This window comes from Rhizobium sp. RAF56 (assembly GCF_052113965.1).
Lineage (GTDB): Bacteria > Pseudomonadota > Alphaproteobacteria > Rhizobiales > Rhizobiaceae > Rhizobium.
In genome coordinates this window covers 316,346-339,746 of the sequence record NZ_JBFRDU010000001.1, presented here as the reverse complement: position 1 = coordinate 339,746, position 23,401 = coordinate 316,346, and the positions used below count along the sequence as shown (strand labels likewise).

Sequence of the window (23,401 nt, the reverse complement as noted above, 5' to 3'; positions counted from 1 at the left end):
CATGTTCTATCCGACGGATGCCAATCAGCACGGACTTGCGCACGACCCCTTCAAGGCGATCGTAGCACCTCGGCCGATCGGTTGGATCGGCAGCAAGGGCAGGGATGGTTCACTGAACCTCTCGCCCTATTCCTTTTTCAATGCCATCGGCGACCGGCCGAAGCTCGTCATGTTTTCCTCGAGCGGACGCAAGGATAGCCTGCGCAACGTCGAGGAGACCGGCGTTTTCACCACTAACTTCGTCAGCCGCAACCTAGTCGAACAGATGAACGCATCGTCCGCAGCCGTACCTTATGCGACGGACGAGTTTACGTTGGCGGGTCTGACGGCCGTGCCGGGCCGACTTGTGGATGCGCCCTATGTCGGCGAGGCCTTCGCAGTCCTCGAATGCCGCGTGACCGAAGTTCATGAACCGAAGACGCTTTCCGGTGAGCCAGCGGAAAACTTCGTGATATTCGGCGAAGTCGTCGGCATCCACATCGACGAGTCGATCATCAGGGACGGACGGCTCGACATGGCGCTTGCCCGACCTGTCGCGCGCATGGGCTATATGGACTACAGCGAGGCAAGTGACGTGTTCGAAATGCTTCGGCCCAGGCGGCCCCCACTTTGACATCCCGTCGCCGCAATGCGGTCGCAGTTAACGAACGTGGTGAACCAATCGTAAACTATTTGCCGATAATCTAATCCCAATAGGTTAACGGGGCGAGCTTTGCCCTGTTGGGATTGGGGCAAAAAAGTGATCGTTGAGGCATTTCTTCGCTGGGCGGAAACCGCCAAGGCTGGAGACCGGGCGCGTGCGGCCAGCGCACTAGGTCGGTCCTATCTGCAATCTGCCATGCCCGCCAAGGAACGGACCGCGGCCGGTATGGCCATGCTCCACCTGCTGGACGATCCGTCGCCGAAGGTCCGCATGGCGCTCTCAGAAGCGCTGGCGCATTCGCAGGCCGCGCCGCGCAACATCATTCTTTCGCTGGCTCAAGATCAGCCCGAGATAGCTGGGCAGGTGATCATAGCGTCTCCTGTCCTGACTGAGGCGGATCTGGTCGACCTGACGGCGCGCGGCAGCGAACTCACGCGCCTTCTGATCGCCTCGCGTGGGGAGGTCTCTCGCATCGTCGCGGCAGCGCTTGCGGAAGTAGGCGAGTTCGAAAGCATTCTTTGTCTCCTCGATAACGGCGGCGCTTCGATTTCCCGACCCTCGTTGAAACGCATAGCCGAGCGCCTCGGGCATCTGGCCGAGGTTCGCAATCGGTTGGCCGAACGCGCAAGCCTGCCGGCCGATGCGCGTCACGTGCTGGTGCAGCAGGTGAGCGATGCGCTCTTGGAGTTGCCGTTGGCGCGCGCCACCATTGGCGAGCGAGGACTGGAGCGAGTGACCCGGGAAGCGAAAGAGGCGGCCGCCGTCACCATCGCGGGCGCCGTCCCGCATGACGATATCCCTGGCTTGGTGGAGCATCTGCGCCTCGCGCAACGCTTGACGCCGGCGTTCCTGATGCATGCGCTCTGCTCCGGCCGGATCGACTTCTTCGCCGGTGCGGTCGTCAACCTCTCGGGTTGCGACGAGCGCCGGGTGCGTTCGATCCTCGCCACCGGGCGGAGGCACGCTCTGCGGGCTCTATACGAATCAATGGGTTTGAAGAGGGATATTTCCGTCATCTTCGTCGAAGCGACGACCCTGTGGCGGAACGCCTCGACCACTGCGTCCACGGTTTCGCTGGGACTGCTCAAGAGTTTTGCGCGGACGAAAAGCGCCTCGGATGCGGCCAGGGAACTGCTCGCGATGGTCGAGCGGCTGCATGTGGCCGAACAGCGCCAGACGGCGCGAGGCTTTGCGGCAATGGCAGCAGCTTAGTTCGCCAAACCTATCCTTCAGGGCTTGATAAGCCGTGACCGCCATGGAATCCTCTGAATTCGCAGTAGCTATTTGATTTCAGGGAAATGCCGGTGCCGGTTACCATAACGCTTGAAACGCCCCGCCAGGACGGAGTGATGCGCCTTCTGGAAATGTCGGACGCCTATGCCGCCTCGCTTTATCCGGCGGAAAGCAATCACATGCTCGATCTCAGCTCCCTGGAAACGCCCTCGGTGAGTTTCTGGGTCGCTCGCCTCAACGGCGAGATCGTTGGATGCTGCGCGCTGGTGGATGCCGGCGACGGATCGGCGGAAATCAAGCGTATGTTTGTCGATCCCGGCGCGCGGGGTCAAAGGGTCGCCCGCCGATTGATGGAAACGCTCGAAGCATCGGCACGGGAAAAGCAACTGACGGCCTTGCGGCTCGAGACCGGCATCTACCAGCCGGAAGCGATCGGGCTCTACCGCGCTTTCGGCTATATCGTTATCCCAGCCTTCGGCAGCTATCAGCCCGATCCGCTAAGCATCTTCATGGAAAAGACTCTTTAAGGCCGCGCTCGCCGGTCAGAGCAGTTCCAGGAAAAGTGTGAAGCGGTTTTCCGTCCGGAATTGCGTGAAAACAAAAAGATAGAGCGGATCTGCGATTCAAAGAAAAGCAGATCTGCGCTAGCCTTCCGAGGCATCCGTCGCGACGTGGAGTGCAAGCTCTGGTTCGCGTCGATCCAGTTCTTCGGCGAGTTCTGCTTCCCGGATCCATTCGCGCCAGATCGCGACGATGATGGCCATCAGTACCGGGCCGATGAACAGGCCGAGAAAACCCATCGTCTTGACGCCGCCGATCAGACCGAAAAATGTCGGCAGGAACGGCAGCTTGATCGGCCCGCCGACGAGTTTCGGGCGAAGCGTCTTGTCGACGATGAAGAGCTCCACGGTGCCCCAGGTAAAGAGCGCGATGCCGGCAAAGTGCGAACCGCTGGCAATCAGATAGATCGAGACAAGGCTGAAGGACAGCGGAGCACCGCCCGGAACCAGCGCCATCAGGCCGGTCAGCACGCCGAGTGTGACGGCCGAGGGGACGCCGGCGATCCAATAGGCGACACCAAGCACGATGCCTTCACCGATGGCGATCACCGTCATGCCCATGACCGTCGAACTGATCGTCGCCGGCACGACACGCGAAATGCGCTCCCAGCGGCTCGGCAGGATGCGCTCGCCGAGAAGATCGACCTGGCGCGCGAAGGTCGTCCCGTCGCGGTAGACGAAGAACAGCGCGATCAGCATGAAAAGCAGGGTGAGCAGCACATGAAAAGCGCCGCCGCCGGCGGCGAGGACGGCACGATAGATATTGCCGATATTGGCACCGCTCACCACCTGCGCCAGTTCGCCCAACGAGCCGGGGCTGCCGATAAATAGGCTCCACTGCTCGTCGAGCCAGCCGCCGACGACGGGAAGGACCTGGATCCATTCCGGGGTCGGCGCACCGAAGCGATTGGCGTGCACCGCCCAGGCGAACCATTCCCTGACCTCGCCTGCCGTATAGGTGACAGCAAGCGCGATCGGCAGCACGAGAAAGGCGATGATCATGATGATGGCAATCGTCGCGGCGATCGTCCGCCGGCCGCCGACGCGCCTCAAGAGGTCGCTATAGAGCGGCCAGGTCGCAAAGCCGATGACGAGTGCCGCCAGCACCGGCACCAGGAAGCCATAGAAGAAATAGATGCCGGCTGCGGCGATCAGGATCAGCAGCCAGCGGGCGGCGGATATGGAGGGGATCAGCGCGATACGCGCAGGCGAGGCCGGCCCCAGCCATCGAGATTCCCTTGGTTTTTGAGCTTCGAACATACCCACCGAAAAATTGCCCCACACGCCAGATGGATCGGTTATCCGCCATGATCAGGGCCGATTCAAGGGGCGTAGCGCAAATGCGCTTCCGAATGCGGGCATGGCGCGGGACGGCGAGGGCGTCGCCTCAGATATCGAGGTTCTCGGCGAAGGCGGCGCGTTCCTGAATGAAGCGGAAGCGGGCGTCCGCCTTGGTGCCCATCAGGTTGTCGACGGCGTCGCGCGTACCCTCGAAATCCACGTCGTCGATATGCACCTGCAAAAGCGTTCGCTTAGCCGGGTCCATCGTCGTTTCCTTCAGCTGGGCGGGCAGCATTTCGCCGAGGCCCTTGAAGCGGCTGACCTCGATCTTGCCCTTGCCCTTGAACTCGGTCTCCATCAGTTCCTGCCGGTGGACATCGTCCCGGGCATAGGCGGATTTCGCCCCTTGCGTGAGCTTGTATAGCGGCGGCACGGCAAGGAAGAGATGGCCCCCGCGGATGAGTTCCGGCATTTCCTGATAGAAGAAGGTGATGAGAAGCGAGGCGATGTGTGCGCCGTCGACGTCGGCATCGGTCATCACGACCACACGCTCGTAGCGCAGGTCCTCCTCGCGGTATTTCGTTCGTGTTCCGCAGCCGAGCGCCTGGATGAGATCGGCGATCTGCTGGTTGGCGCCCAGCTTTTCGCGGCCGGCGCTGGCAACGTTGAGGATCTTGCCGCGCAAGGGCAGGATCGCCTGGTTGGCGCGGTTGCGCGCCTGCTTGGCCGAGCCACCGGCCGAGTCACCTTCGACGATGAAGATCTCCGCGCCCTCGGCGGTGTTCTGCGCGCAGTCGGCAAGCTTGCCGGGCAGGCGCAGTTTGCGCACGGCGGTCTTACGGCTGACTTCCTTTTCCTTGCGGCGGCGCAGGCGCTCTTCCGCACGCTCGATCACCCAGTCCAGCAGTTTTGCCGCCTCGTTCGGGTTGTCGGCGAGGTAGTGGTCGAAGGGATCGCGCAGCACGTTTTCGACCAGGCGCTGCGCCTCGACCGTCGCCAGCCTGTCTTTGGTCTGGCCGACGAATTCCGGCTCGCGGATGAAGACCGACAGCATGCCGACCGCGGAAATCATCACGTCGTCGGTGGTGATCTGTGCCGCGCGCTTGTTCTGCGTCAGATCGGCGTAGTTCTTCAAGCCCTTGATCAACGCAAGCCGCAGGCCCGCCTCGTGCGTGCCGCCCTCGGGCGTCGGGATGGTGTTGCAATAGGAGTGGATCTGCGGATCGCCGCCATACCAGGTGATGGCCCATTCGAGCGAGCCGTGACCGCTTGTCTTTTCGGTCTTGCCGGCGAAGATCTCGCGCGTGACCGTGAACTCCTTGCCCATCGTTGCCTGAAGGTAGTCCTTCAGGCCGCCGGGAAAGTGAAACACCGCCTTTTCGGGCGTATCCAACCCCTCCACGAGGGCAGGATCGCAACCCCAGCGGATTTCCACGCCGCCGAAGAGGTAAGCCTTGGAACGGGCCATGCGGAAAACGCGGGCCGGGTCAAAGCGCGCGTGGTCGCCGAAGATCTGCGGATCGGGATGGAAGCGCACGCGCGTGCCGCGACGGTTCTGCACATCGCCTAATTCTTCCAACCCGCCTTGAGGGATGCCGCGTGAAAAACGCTGGCGATAGAGTTTGCGGTTGCGGGCGACTTCAACGATCAAATCGTCGGAGAGCGCATTCACGACCGACACGCCGACGCCGTGCAAACCGCCTGACGTCTCGTAAGCCTTGCCGTCGAATTTGCCGCCGGCGTGCAGCTTGGTCATGATGACCTCGAGCGTCGACTTGCCGGGCACCTGGGGATGGAGCTCGACGGGAATGCCACGACCGTTGTCGGTGACGGTCAGATAACCTTCCAGGTCGAGATAGACTTCGATGAAGTTGGCGTGACCGGCAACGGCTTCGTCCATCGAGTTGTCGATGACTTCGGCGAAGAGGTGATGCAGCGCCTTCTCGTCCGTGCCGCCGATATACATGCCGGGGCGCATGCGCACCGGTTCCAGTCCTTCGAGCACCCGGATGGCCGAAGCGTCATATCCGTCCGACGAGGACGCGGCCGGCGATTGCGGTATCGCGCGCGACGCCGATGCAGCTGCCTTCTCGGCCGGGGCGGCGGCCTTCTGCGTGGCTTCCGGCTTGGCGGTGAGCGGCACTCCGGAAAAGAGATCGTTGCTATCGTCCATGGAAGTTCTTCAAATATCCTTGGTGGGTATGCACCCGGCCTCGCCGGATGATCCTCAAAATCACCGTATTTGCCGTCAGCTTTGCGAATCGACCGATTTTGCCAGAAATCGTGCGTCCGCGCGACGCGCCATTTTGCGGGTTGGTGGTTCGAGAAAAGGTTTGCGTTGCCGGGCGCTTGATGGCAAGCCCGCTGGGGTCGCAAGGGAGCCGTCTGGATGCGAATGTCCACAATTCATTTGACGATCTTAGCCGCAATTGTGGCCTTTATGCCGTTCGCGGTTGCCTCGGACGCCTCCGCGGAGGCGCTGAAGCCCTTCAAGGATGAGCTATTCTCCAGCCAGCCAGTACTCGAGAGCCATGACGGCGGCGCATTCGAGACCATTGACTACCAGAAGGCGCGCGACCTCAACGGACGCGACGAGATCCCTGAAAAACGCGCCAAGCGGGCCTATCTCTCCCTCGGCGTGCGATGGAACCAGAAGGACGAGACCCTGATGCTCGGCGGGCGCAAGGTCGATGTCACCAGGGTGGGACCGCAAACGGGGCAGGCCTTCACGGTCATATTCGTTCACGGCCGTGGCGGCGACCGTAGGCTGGGGTCGGACGACTACAGGTTCGGCGGCAACTTCAACCGCCTGAAGAATCTCGCCGTCGATAATGGCGGCACCTATTATGCACCGAGCGTCAAAAGCTTCGACGACGCGGGTACCGCCGATGTCGCGGCGCTCGTCGCGCATGCCTACGAACAGTCGGGGGGAAGGCCGGTGGTTTTATCCTGTGCCTCGATGGGCAGCTTTATCTGCTGGGCGATCGCCCGCGATCCCGAAAGCGTCAAGCGGCTCGGCGGCATGGTGATCATCGGCGGCGCGACCGACCCGGAATTCCTCAAGAGCCCATTTTATGCCGCCAAGCTGCCGATCTGGTTCACCCATGGCGGCAACGATCCGGTCTATCCCGCCGTCAACCAGCAGGCATTCTTCGAGAAGCTCTTCAAGAGCGGCTATCCTGCGCGCTTCACGCTGTTTGCAACGGGTTCCCACGGCACGCCGGTGCGCATGACAGACTGGCGCAAGGTGCTGAACTGGATCATCGAACAGCGCGCCTGACTTTCAAACGATTTGTACATGTTGCGACGATTTGTACATCTTGAGGTGGAAGCGGCAGCTATCCAAGCAGCCGCCTATTTGCTAGTGCGGGAGATCGACGAGGGGAGCGAGGGATTACCATGACATCGAAACGGCGGCCGCTTTTGGCGGGGAACTGGAAGATGAACGGCACCAGGGCCTCCCTGGATCAGATCAAGGCGATTGGCGACGGCGTAAAGACGTCGCTGTCGGAGAAGCTGGACGTGCTTTTGTGCCCGCCCGTGTCGCTTCTCTACGTCGCGACCGCGCTTTGCGACGACAGCCCGCTTGCGATCGGCGCGCAGGATTGCCATCAGAAGGCCAGCGGTGCCCACACGGGCGATATCTCCGCCGAGATGATTGCCGACTGCTTCGGCACCCACGTCATCGTCGGCCATTCGGAGCGCCGCAGGGATCACGACGAAAGCGACGACCTCATCCGCGCCAAGGCGGAAGCGGCCTATGCCGCCGATCTGATCGCCGTCATCTGCATCGGCGAGACCGAAGCGGAGCGCAAGGCGGGCGAGACGCTGGAAGTATTGAAGCGGCAGCTAGGAGCGTCAGTCCCGGAAAACGCGACGGCAAAATCGACCGTCATCGCCTACGAGCCAGTCTGGGCGATCGGCACCGGGCTGACGCCGACGCTTGCCGACGTGGCCGAAGCGCATGACTTCATCCGGTCGACGCTTGCCGAGCGCTTCGGCGAGGAAGCCAAGGGGATACGCCTGCTTTATGGCGGATCGGCCAATCCCGGCAACGCGCGTGTCCTGATCGCTGTGGACAACGTCGACGGTCTTCTGGTCGGCGGCGCAAGCTTGAAAGCCGCGGACTTCCTCGCCATGTATGGCGCGTATGGCGAGCTTCTGGCCTGAGGTCTCGCGCTCAACCTGTTTCGTTGTTCAAAAGGGACTTGGAATAGGCGTGCGCCTCATGTAAAGAGCCGCCAGCTTCTATTTTTTATGCCCGTGATTTGCGGGCAGGACTGGACCCATGCAGACCGTTTTGATTGTCATTCATCTCATGATCGTGATTGCGCTGGTCGGCGTCGTGCTCATCCAGCGCTCCGAGGGCGGTGGTCTTGGTATCGGCGGCGGTTCGGGCTTTATGTCCGCGCGCGGTACGGCCAATGCGCTGACCCGCACGACCGCGATCCTCGCGGCACTGTTCTTCCTGACGTCGATCAGCCTCGGCATCCTGACACGCTATCAGGGCCGTCCGACCGATATTCTCGACCGGATTCCGGCGACCGCAGGTCAGGGCAACGGCATTCTCGACTCGCTGAACAAGAACGGCGCACAGCCGGCAGCAGGTCAGGCTCCCGCGGCACAGGTGCCGGCCGCAGGCGGCGCGGCCGTACCGCAGGCGCCCGCTGCAGGTCAGGCTGCTCCGGCAGCGCCTGCGCAAGGCCAAACAGGCGTTCCGACCGGTCAGTAAGACGGTCGCGCATTTAAGCTTCCGGCAGGTCCATCGACCTGCCGGTTTTCTTTTGTCCAACTTTCCGCTTGGCATCCTGATTTCCGTGAAGGAATTTTAGGGCTGGCGGAATCGTTCGTGAAAAGGTATCCGGTGACTCCCATGGCGCGATATGTCTTCATCACCGGCGGCGTGGTTTCCTCTCTAGGCAAGGGAATTGCGGCCGCGGCTCTCGGAGCGTTGCTACAGGCCCGTGGTTACCGGGTGAGGCTACGCAAACTCGATCCCTATCTGAACGTGGATCCGGGCACCATGAGCCCGACCCAGCACGGCGAGGTGTTCGTCACCGACGACGGCGCGGAAACCGATCTCGATCTCGGCCACTACGAGCGGTTTACCGGTCGCTCGGCAACCAAGACCGACAACATCACCACCGGCCGCATCTACAAGAACATCATCGATAAGGAACGGCGCGGCGACTATCTCGGCGCCACCGTCCAGGTCATTCCGCACGTCACCAACGAGATCAAGGATTTCGTGACCGAGGGCAATGACGACTACGATTTCGTCATCTGCGAAATCGGCGGCACGGTCGGCGACATCGAGGCGATGCCCTTCATGGAAGCGATCCGTCAGCTCGGCAACGACCTGCCGCGCGGCACCGCGATCTACGTCCATCTGACGCTGATGCCCTACATCCCGGCTGCGGGTGAGCTGAAGACCAAGCCCACGCAGCATTCCGTCAAGGAATTGCAGGCGCTGGGCATCCACCCCGACATTCTCCTGGTTCGCGCAGACCGCGAAATTCCGGAAGCGGAGCGCCGCAAGCTCTCGCTCTTCTGCAACGTCCGTGCGTCGGCCGTCATCCAGGCGCTCGATGTGGCGAACATTTACGATGTGCCGATGGCCTACCACAAGGAAGGCCTCGACAGCGAAGTGCTCGCCGCCTTCGGGATCGAGCCGGCGCCGAAGCCGCGCCTCGACGCATGGGAAGACGTTTGCAACCGCATCCGCACGCCGGAAGGCGAAGTGACGATCGCGATCGTCGGCAAGTACACCGGCCTCAAGGACGCCTACAAGTCGCTGATCGAGGCGCTGCACCACGGCGGCATCGCCAACCGCGTCAAGGTTCATCTCGAATGGATCGAGTCGGAAATCTTCGAGAAGGAAGATCCGGCTCCGTATCTCGAAAAGGTGCATGGCATCCTCGTGCCCGGCGGCTTCGGCGAGCGCGGCGCGGAAGGCAAGATTCACGCAGCGCGCTTCGCGCGTGAGCGCAAGGTGCCGTATTTCGGCATCTGCTTCGGCATGCAAATGGCCGTCATCGAAGCGGCACGCAGCCTTGCCGGTGTCGAGAATGCGTCCTCGACCGAGTTCGGCCCGACCAAGGAGCCGGTCGTCGGCTTGATGACGGAATGGGTCAAGGGCAACGAGCTGCAGAAGCGCAACGCCGCGGGCGATCTCGGCGGCACCATGCGCCTCGGCGCCTACAAGGCATCCCTCAAGAAGGGCACGAAGATCTCCGAGATCTACGGCTCGACCGATATCTCCGAGCGCCACCGCCACCGCTACGAAGTCAACGTCGACTACAAGGACCGGCTGGAGAACTGCGGTCTTGTATTCTCCGGCATGTCGCCGGACGGCGTACTGCCCGAAACCGTCGAGTATGCGGACCATCCCTGGTTCATCGGCGTTCAGTATCACCCCGAGCTGAAGTCGCGTCCGCTCGATCCGCATCCGCTGTTTGCAAGCTTCATCGAAGCGGCGACCGAGCAGAGCCGTCTGGTCTGAGACCACGCTTCATATGATCGAAGAACCCGGCTCAGGCCGGGTTTTTTTATCGAGACTTACATCCTGAAAGTCGCCACCTACGCTATTTGCCGGTCGTCATCGTCGGCGGACGGTGGCAATGTCTCTCTCGCGAAGAGCGAGGGGTAGCGGTATGATTCTGAATCCGTTTGACGATCGGGCCGAAAGCGCGAGAGCCAAGGCGGGTTTTGTGCTGGCCATGCTGATTGCATTCAACGTTGCCGCGTGGAGTTGGGCGTGGGTGGCGTTCGCGGATCGCCCGGCGCTGCTCGGGACTGCTTTCCTCGCCTATATGTTCGGGCTTAGGCACGCCTTCGATGTCGACCATATCGCCGCGATCGACAACGTGGTTCGCAAGCTGATGCAGGAGCGGAAATCCCCGTTTGCCGTCGGCTTTTTCTTCTCGCTTGGGCATTCCTCCATCGTCGTTCTGGCCTCGATAGCGATCGCCGCGACAGCAGCCGCCATGCAGAACCGTTTCGAGGCGTTTCATCCTATCGGCAGCGTCGTCGGCACCACGATTTCGGCGGTATTTCTTTTGTCGATCGGCGTCGCCAATCTTTTCGTGTTGCGCGGCGTTTGGGGCGCGTTCGGAAGAGCGCGACGCGGTGAGCGCATCCTGGAAGAAGATCTCGACGGATTGCTCGGGGGAGGTGGCGTACTGGCGCGCATCTTCCGACCGATGTTCCGCGTGGTGACGCGTTCGTGGCACATGTATCCCATCGGGTTTCTGTTCGGGCTCGGGTTCGACACCGCCACGGAAATCGGACTGCTCGGCATCTCCGCCACCCAGGCTGCGCACGGGATGTCGTTCTGGACGATCCTGATCTTTCCGGCGCTGTTTACCGCCGGCATGTCTCTGATGGATACGCTGGACAGCGTCTTGATGACCGGCGCCTATGGCTGGGCCTTCGTCAAACCCGTCCGCAAGCTTTGGTACAATCTGACGATCACGGCAACCTCCGTCGCGGTTGCCCTCTTCATCGGCAGCATCGAGGCCTTGGCGCTTGTCTCCGACAAGATGGGCCTCGACGGTGGTCTCTGGGACGCGGTGGCGGCGCTCAACGATAATCTGGCGAATTTCGGTTTCGCCGTGGTTGGCATCTTTCTCGGCGGCTGGCTTGTCTCGATGGCGCTCTACAGGCTCAAGGGCTATGACCGCTTGCAGATAAGCAGTTCCTAAAGCATCATCGAAAAAGCGCACTCCGGGAACCCCGAAGCGGTTTTCAGACAAGATACGCGCCAAATCAAAAAACTAGCGCGGCGGAGCGAATTCTTTGCGCCGCTCTAATGTGGCGGACGTGCCACCGCCAATGGAGGGGATGATCATGCACCAGGCCGGCACTGCAATCGCCGTGATGCTCACACTCTCCCTGTCTGCGGCCGTCCCGCAGGCGGCGCGGGCGCAAGCGGCGGGCGGATGCACGTTGCAGCCCGTCAGCGGCATGGCGCTGCAGACGCTGCGCTGCGACCGTGGCGTCAGTGTCACCGCCGAACGCGGCGCACGTTTCCAGTTGATCGACCGCAACGGCGACGGCCGTGTCGACGGCGCGAAACTGGATAGCAAAGCCATTCTTCTCGATGTCGACAGCGCGCGAGTGGAGGGCGGCTTCCAGGTGGCGACCCCGCAAGCGATCGCGGCCGTGCGCGGCACGCGTTGGGCGGTCGACACCGGAAGCGGCAAGACGTCGGTTCTTGTCCTTCGTGGCAGTGTGTCCGTTCGCCGGCCGGCAGGCCAGGCTGCGGTGACACTGGGGCCGGGGCAGGGCGTCGATGTCGAGAGCGGGTCGGCTCCGCTCGTCGTGAAGGTGTGGGGCGCACCCCGCGTCGCCGCCCTCATGGCGCGCCTCGGCCAATAGACCAATTCCGGTTTTGCCGGACAGAAAACCGCTTCGCACTTTTCCGGAATTGCTCTCGAGGAGCCATGCGGCGACCATCGCGCCAGACATTGATCGCCGTCATGCTCGCCGCGGCCTGGGGTGCTGCCCTCGGCGTGATGCATCTGAGCGGCCGCTTCCCGGCGATCGACGGTGCGGAGGCAACGCTTGCGAATTTCAGAACCGTGCTTCGTGGCCCGCGCCGTCCGCCCGATATCGTCACTATCGTCGCCATCGACGATGCCACAGTAGATGAGGCCGGAGGCTATCCGCTGCCGCGCGCGGCACTCGCGTCGATCGTAGATACCGTGGCGAAGCTAAGGCCAAAGGCGCTCGCCCTCGACCTGCTGCTGGTCGATCGAGGGCCTGAAGCGGGTGACCAGGCGCTGGCCGACGCGCTGCGCCTCGGGCGCAGCGTGATCGCAGCCGCCGCTGTCTTTCCCGAAAGCCTGCAGGAGCTGTCAGCAGCAGGCGGCGATCCAATGAGCAGCCTTCCGAATGCGCGCGAACTGCTGTTGCCGCAGCGGCGCTTTACCGACGTTGCCGCGATCGGCGTCGTCAATGTCGAGACCGACAAGGCCGGCACGCCGCGCTTTGCACCGATGCTCTTTCGCAGCGGCGCGCGGCTGGAGCCGTCCTTCCCCTTAAGCGTCGCGGCGGCGGCGACGGCGGCCGAGCCCGGTATCGAGCCCGGAGCCGTCGTCATCGGCGGCCGCAGGATACCGACCGACATCGGCTATCTGCTGCCACTCTCCTTCTACGGACCGCGAGGCAGCATTTCCGTGGTGAGTGCGGCAGGTGCGCTGAAGGGAAACCTGCCGGCCGACAGGATCAAGGATCATGTGGTGGTGATCGGGGCAACCGTCACCGGCGGTGGCGACGTCTTTCCGACGCCGTTCGATCCGGTGCTGCCCGGCGTTGAAGTCATCGCGACGGCGATAACCCATCTCATGGCAGGCGACGGCCTTATGCGGAATACGACGACGCGGTGGATCGATCTCGCTTTCGCCGTGGCGCTCCCGGCGATCCTCGTCGGGTTGCTGGCGTGGCGCCGCAGCGTCGCTGGGCTCGTCGCGGTCTTTGCGGTGATTGCCGTGTGGCTTGCCGTCAACGTCGTTGCGTTCACGCATGGCGTCTGGCTATCGGCGGCGCTGCCGATCGCCGCCGCTGCTCCGCCGGCCTTGCTCTTCGGTGCCGCGCAACTGCTGCTCGGGCGGCGCCGCGCGACGCATTTTGAGCGGCAAAGCGAGCTTCTGCAGCGCATCGAGGCGCCCGGGCTTTCGGAGTTTCTGGCCCGAGATCCGGATTTCCTGGCGATCCCGGTGCGCCAGGACGCAGCCGTCGTCTTCATCGATCTCAACGGATTTACCGGTCTCAGCGAGACGATCGGTCCAGCGGCCGTACGGGAACTGCTCAGCGGATTCTATGAACTGGTCGACGAGGAGGTGACGGCGCATGGCGGCGCGATCACCAGCTTCATGGGCGATGGCGCGATGCTGCTGTTTGGTCTGCCGCAGCCGTCCGCCGGAGACAGCGACAACGCCATTCGTTGTTGTCTGAAGCTGACCACGCGTATGCGGTCCTGGCGCGAAACGCTGCCGTCGGTGACTGCTGCCCGCATCGGCTTCAAGATCGGTGCGCATTTCGGCACGGTGGTCGCGTCGCGGCTCGGCGAGGGCAGTCATCAGCAGATCAGCGCGACCGGCGACACCGTCAACGTCGCAAGCCGCCTGATGGAAGTCGCCGCGCGCCACAAGGCCGACGTTGCTGTTAGCGACGAACTCCTGCGCGCCGCTGGCCACGGCAGTGAGGTTCATGAGAGGGGCCAGCTCCGCGGGCCGGTCGAAACGCGGCTTCGCGGACGCGAGGGTTCGATGTTGGTCTGGTTGTGGCGGGCATGAGGCGGCGGCGGTTCAAGCCGTCGCCACCTCTTCCGCGATCGCCTGGAGCAGTCTCTGGAACCGCGGCAGGCTCCGCAGCGAATCGAGGTCCGAATCGTTCTTGAACCACAGCACCTGATAGGTCGAGCTGTTGGGCAGCAGTCGCTCCAACAGATCGATCGACGCATCGAGTTCACCCAGCAACGCGTAGACGCAGGCGATGTTGTACTGCGCCACGATATCGTCGGGATCGATCGCCAACGCGCGTGCCGCCCACTCGCGCGCGCCTGCCTCATCGCCCATGTGCGCAAGCGCCAGCGCGCCGCGATGCGCTGGCCCGGAATTATCCGGATTGAGATCAAGCGCGCGTTGCGCCCGTTCGACCCCGAGCTTGGCCCAATGTTCGCGCTCGTCCGGTTGGTTGAGCGAGCGGAAGGCGCTCATCAGGTGGATCGGCGAGAGATAGTCGTCGGTCCTGATGTCCGCTGCATGCGTGAAGTAGTAGACGGCTTCCTCGAAATTCCCATGCATGAATAGGAAGCGCGCATAGTGGAAATTCGCCTCGTAGAGGTTCGGATCGAGCGCCAGCGCCTTGGTGAAAGCGGCGATGGCTTCGTCGTTCCTGCCGCTCTGGTGAAGAGCAAGACCACGCGATGCGTGAGCCTCGGCAAGATCGGGGTCGAGTTCCAACGCCTTCGCGCTCATCTCCATGATGCAGTCGAGCGAGAATTCCCTCGAATACCAGTCCCTCAGCGCCGAATCGCAGTCAGCTATACCGGCATAGGCGCGTGCGTAGCCAGGATCCAATTCGACTGCCTTCGTGAACATGCGGCGCGCCATCAGCAGATAGTACCGCGTCCAGGCATGCGAGAACTGGCGGCCGCGCAGGTAGTAGGTATAGGCCTCCACGTTGGCCGTCGGCTCGTTCTTGATAGCCTTGCGCTCCTGCGGCAGCAGCTTGACCTTCAGCTGATCGACGATGGCATGCGTGATCTCGTCCTGGATCGCGAAGATGTCAGTCATATCGCGGTCGAAGCGATCGGCCCAGAGGTGCTCGCCTGTCCTCGCATCGATCAGCTGGCCGGTGATGCGCACGCGCGTGGCGGCCTTGCGGACGCTGCCCTCCAGCACGTATTGAACGCCGAGTTCCTGCGCCACCTGCTTCACCTTCACGGACTTGCCCTTGTAGGTAAAGACGGTGTTGCGGGCGACGACATGCAGGCCGGAGATCTTGGAAAGATCGGTGATGAGGTCTTCGGTAATGCCGTCGGAAAAATACTCCTGTCCCGGTTCGTCGCTCATGTTGGTGAAGGGCAGAACGGCAATCAACCGTTTCGGGTTGCCGCGCTGAACGAGTCTGAGGGGTGTCGTAGCACCGAAGGAAATCGCATAGACGTGGATGCTCTGCGCGATGTTTTTCAGATAGTGCTCGCCCTTGTCCTCGAAGTTCAGGTCGAGGCGGGCGCCGATGTGATCGCGCACGGAGGACGAAATCGCGATGCCACCCGGATCGGCCATGCCTTCCAGGCGGGCGGCGACGTTCACGCCATCGCCAAAGATGTCACCGTCCTCGACGATGACATCGCCGAGGTTGACGCCGATGCGCATTTCGATCCGGCGCTCGGCCGGCACTTGTTTGTTGCGGGCAAGCATACCGCGCTGGATTTCGGCCGCGCATGCGACCGCGTTCACGACACTCTGAAATTCGGCCAGCAGCCCGTCGCCGGTGTTCTTGACGATCCGGCCGCGGTGCGCCGCTATGGCGGTGTCGATCAGTTCCGTGCGGTGAAGTCGAACCGCGGCAACTGTCCCGGCCTCGTCCAAGCCCATGAGGCGGCTGTAGCCCACGATGTCGGCAGCAAGAATTGCTGTCAGACGGCGTTCCAAGTGCCCTCCAAATTCCTGCTGCGGTCTCGCACCGTAATTTACGCTGTCATCACCCAAATGTCGTGCATATCGTTCCATCTTCGCACCACGACGCCCTATTTTGTAAGCCGGGGCTGATACCACTGATTATGGTTTGAGGCGAGTTGGCTATTCTGATTAGCCATTTTGGAAGAAATGAGGGGAAAGCTGCCATGTTTGCTAACCCGTATCTTCCGAAATGCCATGGATATGCTGCCTTATCCATGCATCGGCTCCTACTACTCCACAGCGCTTGCGGCATAATTTGGAGCGATCCAAGCGGAAAGATAATTCTCCGATGGGGTAGACCGGAGAATTGCATACCCCCAATTGCTATGGATATTCGGGTTAACGGCAGCCTACGCGGAACCATCGGTTCAGCAGTCGGCGAATCGCCTACGAGGGTGGTTTTAACGTTCAGCGTCGACTTTGCGGTCGCCAAGTTGAGCGAAGCTCACTGGCAATTTGCCAGTGACGAGCAACTTCACCGTTCCGAACGCGACGAGACCGACAACGATGTTCGCGGCCGCGAAAAGCACGGGCGCAAGCAGGACGATCACGCCACTATCGCCACGCGCAATCAGCCGCAGCGGCGCGGCTGCAAGTGCCGTCGCACCGAAGGTGAAGGCCCAGTAGCCCGGCGTGAACCCTTCTTCCGCGATCCAGCGTATGAGGCGCAGGAGGATCAGCGCCTGCAACAGCCATAACCGATGAGCGCGTGCGCGAAAATATCGGGCGGTCCCTGGGTGACGCCGAGATAGGCCACCGCGCCGACGGCCGGCGGGGCAAGCTGAACGCCAAGCGTTGGGCGCATGGCGGGCGCCATGGGGGCAGCGTTGAAAAAGCGGTGGAGCAGCACCGATTCGATTGCCAGCCAGGTAAAGAGGCCGGCGCCGAAGAAATATTGCCCCCAATCCGCATAGTTGAGCGCTCCCAAGCCCGCCGCCGTGACGAAAGTGCCCGCGACCGCCGGCAGATAGAGTACCGGCGTATTCGTCGTGTCCTGCCGCCCGCCCTGCCACAGCCCGCCCATGCGCCACACCGCAAAGATCAGCGTGTAGAGCGAGCCTGCGGCGAACAGGATCTCCGCCGGAAGGTGCACATAGGGCAGGAGGCCAATCGACACGAGCATCGTGGCGACGCCGACAAGCCCGATGAAGCAGCACTGAACCGGGTGGGCCGCCTCTTTGAGGACCTCCTCGCGAACAAGGAGCCACTTCATCGCATAGAGCACCACGAGCAGCGCCCAGACGATGGCGGCGACGACGATGATCACCTCGCCAACGGCGCCGGGCACGTGCCACACGCCTGCAGCGAGCCGCCAGCAGGTGCCAAGACCGGATAGTCCGAGAACCATGCCGAAGAACGAAGCCGGCACGAGGGGGAGCCTGATTGACGACATGGCGGACCTCTACTGGGTGCGGTCAAACGCGGAAGAAGGGGATTGACGACGTATTGCCCCCTTTTGCGTCAAGCTTCGAGGGCAGTAGACGGCCGCGGCGCGGATATTTTCGACGATGGTGCCAGCCGCGGCTGTCAGCCAGACGCCGGCAAACTGCAAACGCCTCGGCGGGACTTGTGGTGTCTCGAACCGTCCACTTCGACGGCTTCAATATGGCCGGCGTCCGTCAGGGCCGCCGGCCTTGCCTGTCAGCCCTTGATGAAAGCGAGCAGATCGGCGTTGAACTTGTCTTTTTCCGTGGCGGTCAGGCCATGGGCGCCGCCGGGATAGATCTTCAACGTGGCGTCCTTGACGATTTTCGACGCTATCTTGGCGGCAGCGTCGATAGGCACGATCTGATCGTCGTCGCCGTGGATAAACAGCGTCGGCACGTCGAACTTCTTCAGGTCTTCCGTCAGATCCGTTTCGGAAAAGACCGCGACGCAGTCGTGCGCGCCCTTGATGCCCACTTGCATGCTTTGCAGCCAGAACTGGTCACGCAGGCCCTGGCTGAGCTTGGAACCCTCGCGATTGCCACCGTAGAAGGGCAGGCTCAGATCCTTGTAGAACTGCGAGCGGTCCGACAGCACGCCGGAGCGAATGCCGTCGAAGACGGAACGCGGCAGGCCGCCCGGGTTTGCTTCCGTCTTCAGCATCAGCGGCGGAATGGCCCCGACGAGTACGACCTTCGCCACGCGGCTGGTGCCATGGCGCCCGATATAGCGGGTGACTTCGCCGCCGCCCGTGGAGTGGCCGACAAGGATGACATCCCTGAGACCGAGCGCCTCGATAACGGCGCCGAGATCGTCCGCGTAGGTATCCATATCGTTGCCGCTCCACGTCTGGGAGGAACGGCCGTGGCCACGCCTGTCATGCGCGACGGTGCGGTAGCCTTGCTCGGCAAGGAAGAAGAGCTGTTCGTCCCAGGCGTCGGCGTTGAGCGGCCAGCCATGGCTGAAGACGACCGGTTGGCCATCGCCCCAGTCCTTGTAGAAGATTTGCGCACCGTCCTTCGTCGTGATTGTTGGCATGCCCAGTTCCTTTTCGTCGAGGATTAGAGTTGGATCTCGCAAGTAATTGATGATTGCAATTGTCGGATGTTGGAGCGGCGAGGCGCCAGCTCTTCTGATTGAGATTTCTCGGCGGCGTTCCTGCATGAGCATCACAGAAATCTTGCCGATGTTTCCATGACTACTTTAGAGGTACAGAATTTTCGCGATGCGTCCATCCCTGTTTGGGGCGAGAGTCGCGTGACGAGATGTAGGGCTAAGCGCCATATATGACAGGTTTATGATGCAAGCTTGGCTTGCTTGCGTTGGCGCCGAAGCTTAGCTTGAGTGTCGCTGGCGGCGTAAACGCCGACTTTCCCAAATTTGGAGAATTCCTCTACGGAACTCTTGCCTGGAGATTTCAAGATGCAAATTGGAATGATCGGTCTTGGCCGCATGGGTAGCAACATGGTCCAACGCCTGCTGAAACACGGGCACGAATGCGTCGTGTTTGACGCGCGCCCCGAGAGCGTTGCGGGATTGCAGCGCATGGGGGCGGAGGGCAGCGGTTCGCTTGTGGATTTCGTCTCGAAGCTCCAGCGGCCGCGCGCCATTTGGTTGATGCTACCGGCAGCGATCGTGGACCAGGAACTCGCGCAGCTGACACCGTTGCTCAGCGAAGGCGATATCGTCATCGACGGCGGCAACTCCTTCTACCATGACGACATGCGCCGGGCAGGGGAACTCAAGTCGAAGGGCATCCACTATGTCGATGTCGGCACGAGCGGCGGGATCTTCGGCCTCGAGCGCGGCTACTGCCTGATGATCGGAGGGGAGAAGGAGACGGTCGAGCACTTGTCGCCCATCTTCGCCACGCTGGCACCGGGCAACAGCGGGGTCGCGGCTTCTCCGCTGCGAACCGCGGCGAGCGCCGGGACAAGCACCGCCGAGCAAGGTTTTCTGCATTGCGGACCGCACGGCGCCGGCCATTTCGTCAAGATGGTTCACAACGGCATCGAATACGGATTGATGGCTGCCTATGCCGAGGGGCTGAACATTCTCCATCATGCCAATATCGGGAAGGTGAAGGCGGAAGCCGACGCCGAGACCGCGCCGCTCACCTATCCGGAGTTCTACCAGTACGACTTCAACGTCGCCGAGGTTGCCGAAGTATGGAGGCGCGGTAGCGTCATCACCTCCTGGCTGCTGGATCTGACCGCCGACGCGCTGCACGGCGATGCGGAACTTGTGCAGTATGCCGGCCGGGTTTCGGATTCGGGGGAAGGACGCTGGACCATCTCCGCCGCCATCGATGAGGGCGTTCCGACACCGGTGCTGAGTGCCGCGCTCTATGGGCGGTTCAGTTCGCGCGGCAACGACGACTTCGCAAACAAGCTGCTTTCCGCCATGCGCGCAGGCTTCGGCGGGCATGCGGAAAAGCCGACCGCAAAGTAGACGATCGTCGCGAATGGTGGCGCGGTTACCGCGCCGCTAAACCTGCCTGAGCAGGAGGATGGGACAGGGCGCCCCAGCAGGCAATTCCGGCGCGTGCGGTGGACGAACGATGAGGCAGTCGGAACGCGCGAAAGTCTTCATCATCGAGGAATCCTGCTTGCCGAAGGGTTCGGCGAGCCATTCGCCGGCCGCCGACTGCGTGAGCCGCGCGCGGACATAGTCCTGACGCTGCTCGTTTGGCTTCAGCGCAACCGCCGCTAGCGCCGTCGCCTCCCGCCGCGATGGCGGCAGGCCGGCGAGCTTGCGCACGAGCGGTTCCAGGAAAAGAAGGCCGCAGACCAGGCTGGAGACCGGATTGCCGGGCAGACCCAGCACATGCATGTCTGAGAGCGTTCCAACCATCAGCGGCTTGCCCGGCCGCATGGCGATCCGCCAGAAATCAAGCGTCATGCCAGCGGCGACAAGCGTCGCCTGGACGAGATCGTGATCACCGACCGAAGCGCCACCGAGCGTGACAAGAACGTCGGCACCGGCGGTACGCGCGTGTTCGACTGATGCAGTGATCGCAGCCCTGTCGTCTGGGACGATCCCGAGATCGAGGACCTCAGCGCCGGCCCCGCGGGCTAGCGCCGCGATGCCGAAGGTATTCGAAGCGACGATCTGCGCCGGCCCGGGCTCGCGGCCCGGCGCCACCAACTCGTCGCCGGTCGCAAGGATTGCCACGCGCGGGCGGCGGTAGACCTTGAGCGTTTCGTAGTTCATGCCCGCGGCGACCGTCAGCCTGGAAAAATCCATGACGGTTCCGGCCGGCAGCACGGGTTCACCAAGAGCGAAATCCTGGCCACGCGGACGGACATGCTGGCTGGGGCGCACGCGGAAGGTGCTGCATATCGTGCCATCCGAGAGCTTTTCCGCATCCTCCTGCAGGAGCACGCTGTCGGCACCGTCAGGTACCGGCGCGCCCGTGAAGATCCGAACGGCTTGTCCCTTGCCGACGCTGCCCCCGAAGGCGCGGCCGGCAGCCGACGTGCCGATGACTTTCAGGATGGCGCCGGGTTCGGGAGCATCCTCTTGTCTGAGGGCATAGCCATCCATCGCGGAGGCATCGAACTGCGGCTGCGTTAGACGTGCGCACAAGTCTTCCGCAAGCACGCGGCCGTCGGCTTCGGCAAGCGGCACGGTTTCGGTGCTTGCTATATGTTGAGCCTTGCCGAACAGCCGGTCCTGCGCCTCTGCGACCGGAAGGAGGTTCATTGTCCGCCCTCTGCGCGGCGGTAGTCGCCCGATCTGCCGCCCGACTTCTCGACAAGCCGGATGCCGCCGATCTCCATCTCGCGATCCGCAGCCTTGGCCATGTCGTAGATGGTAAGGCAGGTAACCGAAACCGCCGTCAAAGCCTCCATTTCGACGCCGGTTCGGCCGGTGAGTTTCGCGGTGGCCGTCACGCGTAGCCCGGGCAACGTCTCGTCCTCGACGATATCAACGCCGACTTTCGTCAGCATAAGCGGGTGGCAGAGTGGAATGAGGTTTGCGGTTTGCTTGGCAGCCATGATGCCGGCTAGGCGGGCGGTACCGATGACGTCACCCTTCTTGGCATTCCCTTCCCGGATCAGGTGAAGGGTTGCCCTATTCATTTTCACGTAGCCTTCGGCCGTGGCGCTACGCGCCGTCTCGCTCTTGCCGCCGACGTCGACCATATGCGCCTCGCCGGTGGCGCCGATATGGGTGAGGGTCGGGCGGTCGCCGCTCATCTCACGCGGCCGCGACCGCGGCGGAGCTGCCGGTCAGGAGCGTGCGCGTGGCCGCCGCGACATCTTCCTTGCGCATCAGGCTTTCCCCTACCAGGAACGTGGTGATGCGGACGGCTTCGAGGCGCCTGCAATCCTCGTGGGTGAATATGCCACTCTCGCCGACAAGCAACCGACCCGCCGGCACCATCGGCGCTAATACTTCACTGGTGGTGAGGCTGACGTCGAAGGTGCGCAGATTGCGGTTGTTGATGCCGATCAGTGGAGAGGAGAGTTTTAACGCCCGCTCCATTTCGTTGGCGTCGTGGACTTCCACCAGCACGTCCATGCCCAGGCCGTACGCTTCGTCCTGCAGCCTTTCGGCGACGTCATCGCTGAGCGAGGCCATGATCAGCAGGATGCAATCTGCGCCCCAGGCACGCGCCTCGTGCACCTGATACGTGTCGAACATGAAGTCCTTGCGCAACGCCGGGAGCGAGCAGGCAGCACGCGCGGCGATCAGGAATTCCGGCGCTCCCTGAAAGCTTGGCGTGTCGGTGAGTACCGAAAGGCAAGCCGCACCGCCGGCTTCATAGGCTTTCGCAAGCGCTGGCGGATCGAAATCCGGACGAATCAGCCCCTTGGAGGGACTTGCCTTCTTGATCTCCGCGATCAGGCCGTAGCTGCCTGCGTCGCGCTTTTCGACCAGTGATTTGTGAAAACCGCGCGGCGCCGTTTGATCGGCCTGCATTGCCTTCAGGTCGGCGAGCGTAACGGCAGCCTTGGCGGCGGCGATCTCTTCGCGCTTGTAGGCTTCAATCTTCTTCAGGATGTCGGTCATCGCGTCCTCGCTTTTCAGCCTTCGTCGTTGGAGACGGCGATCAGCCTGTCCAACGCCAGAGCGGTCGCGCCGCTATCGAGGGAATCGGCGGCAAGGCGCATGCCGTCGCGGATCGTCTCCGCCTTGCCGACGATGACGAGGGAGGCGGCGGCATTGGCGAGCGCGATGTCGCGGTAGGCGTTTTTTGCACCGGAGAGCACGTCGCGAAGCGCTGCGGCATTGACGATGCCGTCACCGCCCTTGAGGTCGGCGAGCTTTGCCGGCGCCAGGCCGAAATCGCCAGGCGTCAGTTCGAAGGTGCGGATCTTGCCGTCTTCCAGCGCCGCTACCGTCGTTGTGCCGGTGGTCGTGATTTCGTCGAGCCCGTCTCCATGTACGACCCACACGCTCTCCGCCTTCAGGTCGCGCAGCACTTCGGCGAGCGGCACCACCCATTGCGAGGCAAAGACGCCGAGCAGCTGACGACGCGCACCGGCGGGATTCGAAAGCGGCCCCAAGAGGTTGAAGATCGTGCGGGTGCCGAGTTCCACGCGGGACGGCCCGACATGCCGCATCGAGGAATGATGCAGCTGTGCGAACATGAAGCCGATGCCAGCCTCGCGAATGCAGCGGGCGATGACGTCAGGCCCGATGTCGAGCTTGACGCCGAGTGCCGCCAGGCTGTCGGCCGTGCCCGATTTCGAGCTCTGCGCGCGATTGCCGTGCTTGGCGACGGGAACACCGGCACCGGCGACGATCAGCGAAGCGAGCGTCGAAATATTATAGGTGCTGGCGCCGTCGCCCCCCGTACCGACAATATCGATCGCATCGGCGGGCGCAACGACATGCAGCATCTTCGAGCGCATGGTGGTGACCGCGCCGACGATCTCGTCGACCGTTTCGCCGCGAACGCGCAAGGCCATGAGGAAGGCGCCGATTTGCGAAGGCGTCGCCTGCCCGGACATGATGATTTCGAAGGCCTGCCGGGACTCGTCCCGCGTCAGCGATGCCCGGCTGGCTACCTTCGCAAGGAGCGGTTTCAGATCGGCCATCGGCTCTCTTTCTCCTTG

General features: G+C 62.6%; 21 protein-coding genes. 11 read left to right on the top strand and 10 right to left on the bottom strand.

All coding sequences use genetic code 11. The features are described from left to right. Window position 1: 1 nt before the first annotated feature. From AB4048_RS01535 to AB4048_RS01525, 3 genes are all read left to right on the top strand, one after another. Window positions 2-613 carry a flavin reductase family protein gene (locus AB4048_RS01535; RefSeq protein ID WP_442200136.1) on the top strand — a complete coding sequence of 204 codons (612 nt, stop codon included), beginning with the start codon at window positions 2-4 and terminating at the stop codon, window positions 611-613. A 126-nt stretch (window positions 614-739) separates the two neighbouring features. Then, window positions 740-1,855 (top strand): DUF2336 domain-containing protein, encoded by a 1,116-nt coding sequence (locus tag AB4048_RS01530; protein ID WP_442200135.1) that lies wholly within the window; start codon window positions 740-742, stop codon window positions 1,853-1,855. A gap of 92 nt (window positions 1,856-1,947) precedes the next feature. Further along, window positions 1,948-2,403, top strand: coding sequence for a GNAT family N-acetyltransferase (locus AB4048_RS01525; RefSeq protein WP_442200134.1), 456 nt, complete (start codon window positions 1,948-1,950; stop codon window positions 2,401-2,403). A gap of 117 nt (window positions 2,404-2,520) precedes the next feature. Here the strand turns inward: AB4048_RS01525 and AB4048_RS01520 are convergent, their stop codons facing one another. Beyond that, the gene (locus AB4048_RS01520) at window positions 2,521-3,702 is read right to left on the bottom strand and encodes an AI-2E family transporter (protein ID WP_442200133.1); all 1,182 of its coding nucleotides are present in this window, start codon (window positions 3,700-3,702) and stop codon (window positions 2,521-2,523) included. Between the two features lie 121 nt (window positions 3,703-3,823). Further along, window positions 3,824-5,890, bottom strand: coding sequence for a DNA topoisomerase IV subunit B (gene parE, locus AB4048_RS01515; protein ID WP_442200132.1), 2,067 nt, complete (start codon window positions 5,888-5,890; stop codon window positions 3,824-3,826). A 216-nt stretch (window positions 5,891-6,106) separates the two neighbouring features. Between parE and AB4048_RS01510 the strand changes: the two genes are divergently transcribed. From AB4048_RS01510 to AB4048_RS01480, 7 genes are all read left to right on the top strand, one after another. Beyond that, a complete protein-coding gene (locus AB4048_RS01510; protein WP_442200131.1) occupies window positions 6,107-6,997 on the top strand; it encodes an alpha/beta fold hydrolase in 891 nt (296 codons plus the stop codon). A gap of 119 nt (window positions 6,998-7,116) precedes the next feature. Beyond that, entirely contained in the window at window positions 7,117-7,887 is a 771-nt protein-coding gene (gene tpiA, locus AB4048_RS01505; protein ID WP_442200130.1) for a triose-phosphate isomerase, read from the top strand. Window positions 7,888-8,005: 118 nt separating this feature from the next. After that, window positions 8,006-8,449 carry a preprotein translocase subunit SecG gene (gene secG / locus AB4048_RS01500; RefSeq protein WP_442200129.1) on the top strand — a complete coding sequence of 148 codons (444 nt, stop codon included), beginning with the start codon at window positions 8,006-8,008 and terminating at the stop codon, window positions 8,447-8,449. A gap of 141 nt (window positions 8,450-8,590) precedes the next feature. Then, entirely contained in the window at window positions 8,591-10,219 is a 1,629-nt protein-coding gene (locus AB4048_RS01495; protein WP_442200128.1) for a CTP synthase, read from the top strand. Window positions 10,220-10,370: 151 nt separating this feature from the next. Next, window positions 10,371-11,420, top strand: coding sequence for a HoxN/HupN/NixA family nickel/cobalt transporter (locus AB4048_RS01490; protein WP_442200127.1), 1,050 nt, complete (start codon window positions 10,371-10,373; stop codon window positions 11,418-11,420). Window positions 11,421-11,565: 145 nt separating this feature from the next. Beyond that, window positions 11,566-12,096: a FecR domain-containing protein gene (locus AB4048_RS01485; RefSeq protein ID WP_442200216.1), complete on the top strand. Its 531-nt coding sequence runs from the start codon at window positions 11,566-11,568 to the stop codon at window positions 12,094-12,096. Between the two features lie 65 nt (window positions 12,097-12,161). Beyond that, window positions 12,162-14,015, top strand: a complete 1,854-nt coding sequence (locus AB4048_RS01480; RefSeq protein ID WP_442200126.1) for a CHASE2 domain-containing protein — start codon at window positions 12,162-12,164, stop codon at window positions 14,013-14,015. Between the two features lie 12 nt (window positions 14,016-14,027). Here the strand turns inward: AB4048_RS01480 and AB4048_RS01475 are convergent, their stop codons facing one another. The 4 genes from AB4048_RS01475 to AB4048_RS01460 all read right to left on the bottom strand — a co-directional run bounded on the left by AB4048_RS01475 (window position 14,028) and on the right by AB4048_RS01460 (window position 18,371). Further along, on the bottom strand, window positions 14,028-15,881 hold the full coding sequence (locus AB4048_RS01475; RefSeq protein ID WP_442200125.1) for a tetratricopeptide repeat protein: 1,854 nt from the start codon (window positions 15,879-15,881) through the stop codon (window positions 14,028-14,030). 428 nt (window positions 15,882-16,309) lie between these two features. Then, window positions 16,310-16,597 carry a potassium-tellurite ethidium and proflavin transporter gene (locus tag AB4048_RS01470; RefSeq protein WP_442200124.1) on the bottom strand — a complete coding sequence of 96 codons (288 nt, stop codon included), beginning with the start codon at window positions 16,595-16,597 and terminating at the stop codon, window positions 16,310-16,312. Then, window positions 16,585-17,301 carry a dicarboxylate transporter/tellurite-resistance protein TehA gene (locus AB4048_RS01465; RefSeq protein ID WP_442200123.1) on the bottom strand — a complete coding sequence of 239 codons (717 nt, stop codon included), beginning with the start codon at window positions 17,299-17,301 and terminating at the stop codon, window positions 16,585-16,587. Before AB4048_RS01465 ends, AB4048_RS01470 begins: the two co-directional genes overlap by 13 nt. A gap of 248 nt (window positions 17,302-17,549) precedes the next feature. Further along, a complete protein-coding gene (locus AB4048_RS01460; protein WP_442200122.1) occupies window positions 17,550-18,371 on the bottom strand; it encodes an alpha/beta fold hydrolase in 822 nt (273 codons plus the stop codon). Window positions 18,372-18,755: 384 nt separating this feature from the next. Between AB4048_RS01460 and gnd the strand changes: the two genes are divergently transcribed. Then, the gene (gene gnd, locus AB4048_RS01455) at window positions 18,756-19,784 is read left to right on the top strand and encodes a phosphogluconate dehydrogenase (NAD(+)-dependent, decarboxylating) (RefSeq protein ID WP_442200121.1); all 1,029 of its coding nucleotides are present in this window, start codon (window positions 18,756-18,758) and stop codon (window positions 19,782-19,784) included. Between the two features lie 36 nt (window positions 19,785-19,820). On the opposite strand, the gene AB4048_RS01450 is transcribed toward gnd, so the two are convergent. The 4 genes from AB4048_RS01450 to trpD are packed head-to-tail and all read right to left on the bottom strand — an operon-like array spanning window position 19,821 to window position 23,383. Beyond that, window positions 19,821-21,038: a molybdopterin molybdotransferase MoeA gene (locus tag AB4048_RS01450; protein ID WP_442200120.1), complete on the bottom strand. Its 1,218-nt coding sequence runs from the start codon at window positions 21,036-21,038 to the stop codon at window positions 19,821-19,823. Then, window positions 21,035-21,535, bottom strand: coding sequence for a cyclic pyranopterin monophosphate synthase MoaC (gene moaC, locus AB4048_RS01445; RefSeq protein WP_442200119.1), 501 nt, complete (start codon window positions 21,533-21,535; stop codon window positions 21,035-21,037). The genes AB4048_RS01450 and moaC overlap by 4 nt, the downstream gene beginning before the upstream one ends. A 1-nt stretch (window position 21,536) precedes the next feature. Beyond that, on the bottom strand, window positions 21,537-22,352 hold the full coding sequence (gene trpC / locus AB4048_RS01440) for an indole-3-glycerol phosphate synthase TrpC (RefSeq protein ID WP_442200118.1): 816 nt from the start codon (window positions 22,350-22,352) through the stop codon (window positions 21,537-21,539). A 14-nt stretch (window positions 22,353-22,366) separates the two neighbouring features. Continuing rightward, window positions 22,367-23,383: an anthranilate phosphoribosyltransferase gene (gene trpD, locus AB4048_RS01435; protein ID WP_442200117.1), complete on the bottom strand. Its 1,017-nt coding sequence runs from the start codon at window positions 23,381-23,383 to the stop codon at window positions 22,367-22,369. Window positions 23,384-23,401: the final 18 nt, after the last annotated feature.

Coding starts and splice junctions, on each gene's coding strand:
- AB4048_RS01460 (WP_442200122.1), bottom strand. CDS start 18,371: ATGCCAACAATCACGACGAAGGACGGTGCGCAAATCTTCTACAAGGAC.
- AB4048_RS01465 (WP_442200123.1), bottom strand. CDS start 17,301: ATGTCGTCAATCAGGCTCCCCCTCGTGCCGGCTTCGTTCTTCGGCATG.
- AB4048_RS01480 (WP_442200126.1), top strand. CDS start 12,162: ATGCGGCGACCATCGCGCCAGACATTGATCGCCGTCATGCTCGCCGCG.
- AB4048_RS01510 (WP_442200131.1), top strand. CDS start 6,107: ATGCGAATGTCCACAATTCATTTGACGATCTTAGCCGCAATTGTGGCC.
- trpC (WP_442200118.1), bottom strand. CDS start 22,352: ATGACCGACATCCTGAAGAAGATTGAAGCCTACAAGCGCGAAGAGATC.
- AB4048_RS01490 (WP_442200127.1), top strand. CDS start 10,371: ATGATTCTGAATCCGTTTGACGATCGGGCCGAAAGCGCGAGAGCCAAG.
- gnd (WP_442200121.1), top strand. CDS start 18,756: ATGCAAATTGGAATGATCGGTCTTGGCCGCATGGGTAGCAACATGGTC.
- tpiA (WP_442200130.1), top strand. CDS start 7,117: ATGACATCGAAACGGCGGCCGCTTTTGGCGGGGAACTGGAAGATGAAC.
- AB4048_RS01485 (WP_442200216.1), top strand. CDS start 11,566: ATGCACCAGGCCGGCACTGCAATCGCCGTGATGCTCACACTCTCCCTG.
- AB4048_RS01535 (WP_442200136.1), top strand. CDS start 2: ATGTTCTATCCGACGGATGCCAATCAGCACGGACTTGCGCACGACCCC.
- AB4048_RS01450 (WP_442200120.1), bottom strand. CDS start 21,038: ATGAACCTCCTTCCGGTCGCAGAGGCGCAGGACCGGCTGTTCGGCAAG.
- moaC (WP_442200119.1), bottom strand. CDS start 21,535: ATGAGCGGCGACCGCCCGACCCTCACCCATATCGGCGCCACCGGCGAG.
- trpD (WP_442200117.1), bottom strand. CDS start 23,383: ATGGCCGATCTGAAACCGCTCCTTGCGAAGGTAGCCAGCCGGGCATCG.
- AB4048_RS01495 (WP_442200128.1), top strand. CDS start 8,591: ATGGCGCGATATGTCTTCATCACCGGCGGCGTGGTTTCCTCTCTAGGC.
- secG (WP_442200129.1), top strand. CDS start 8,006: ATGCAGACCGTTTTGATTGTCATTCATCTCATGATCGTGATTGCGCTG.
- parE (WP_442200132.1), bottom strand. CDS start 5,890: ATGGACGATAGCAACGATCTCTTTTCCGGAGTGCCGCTCACCGCCAAG.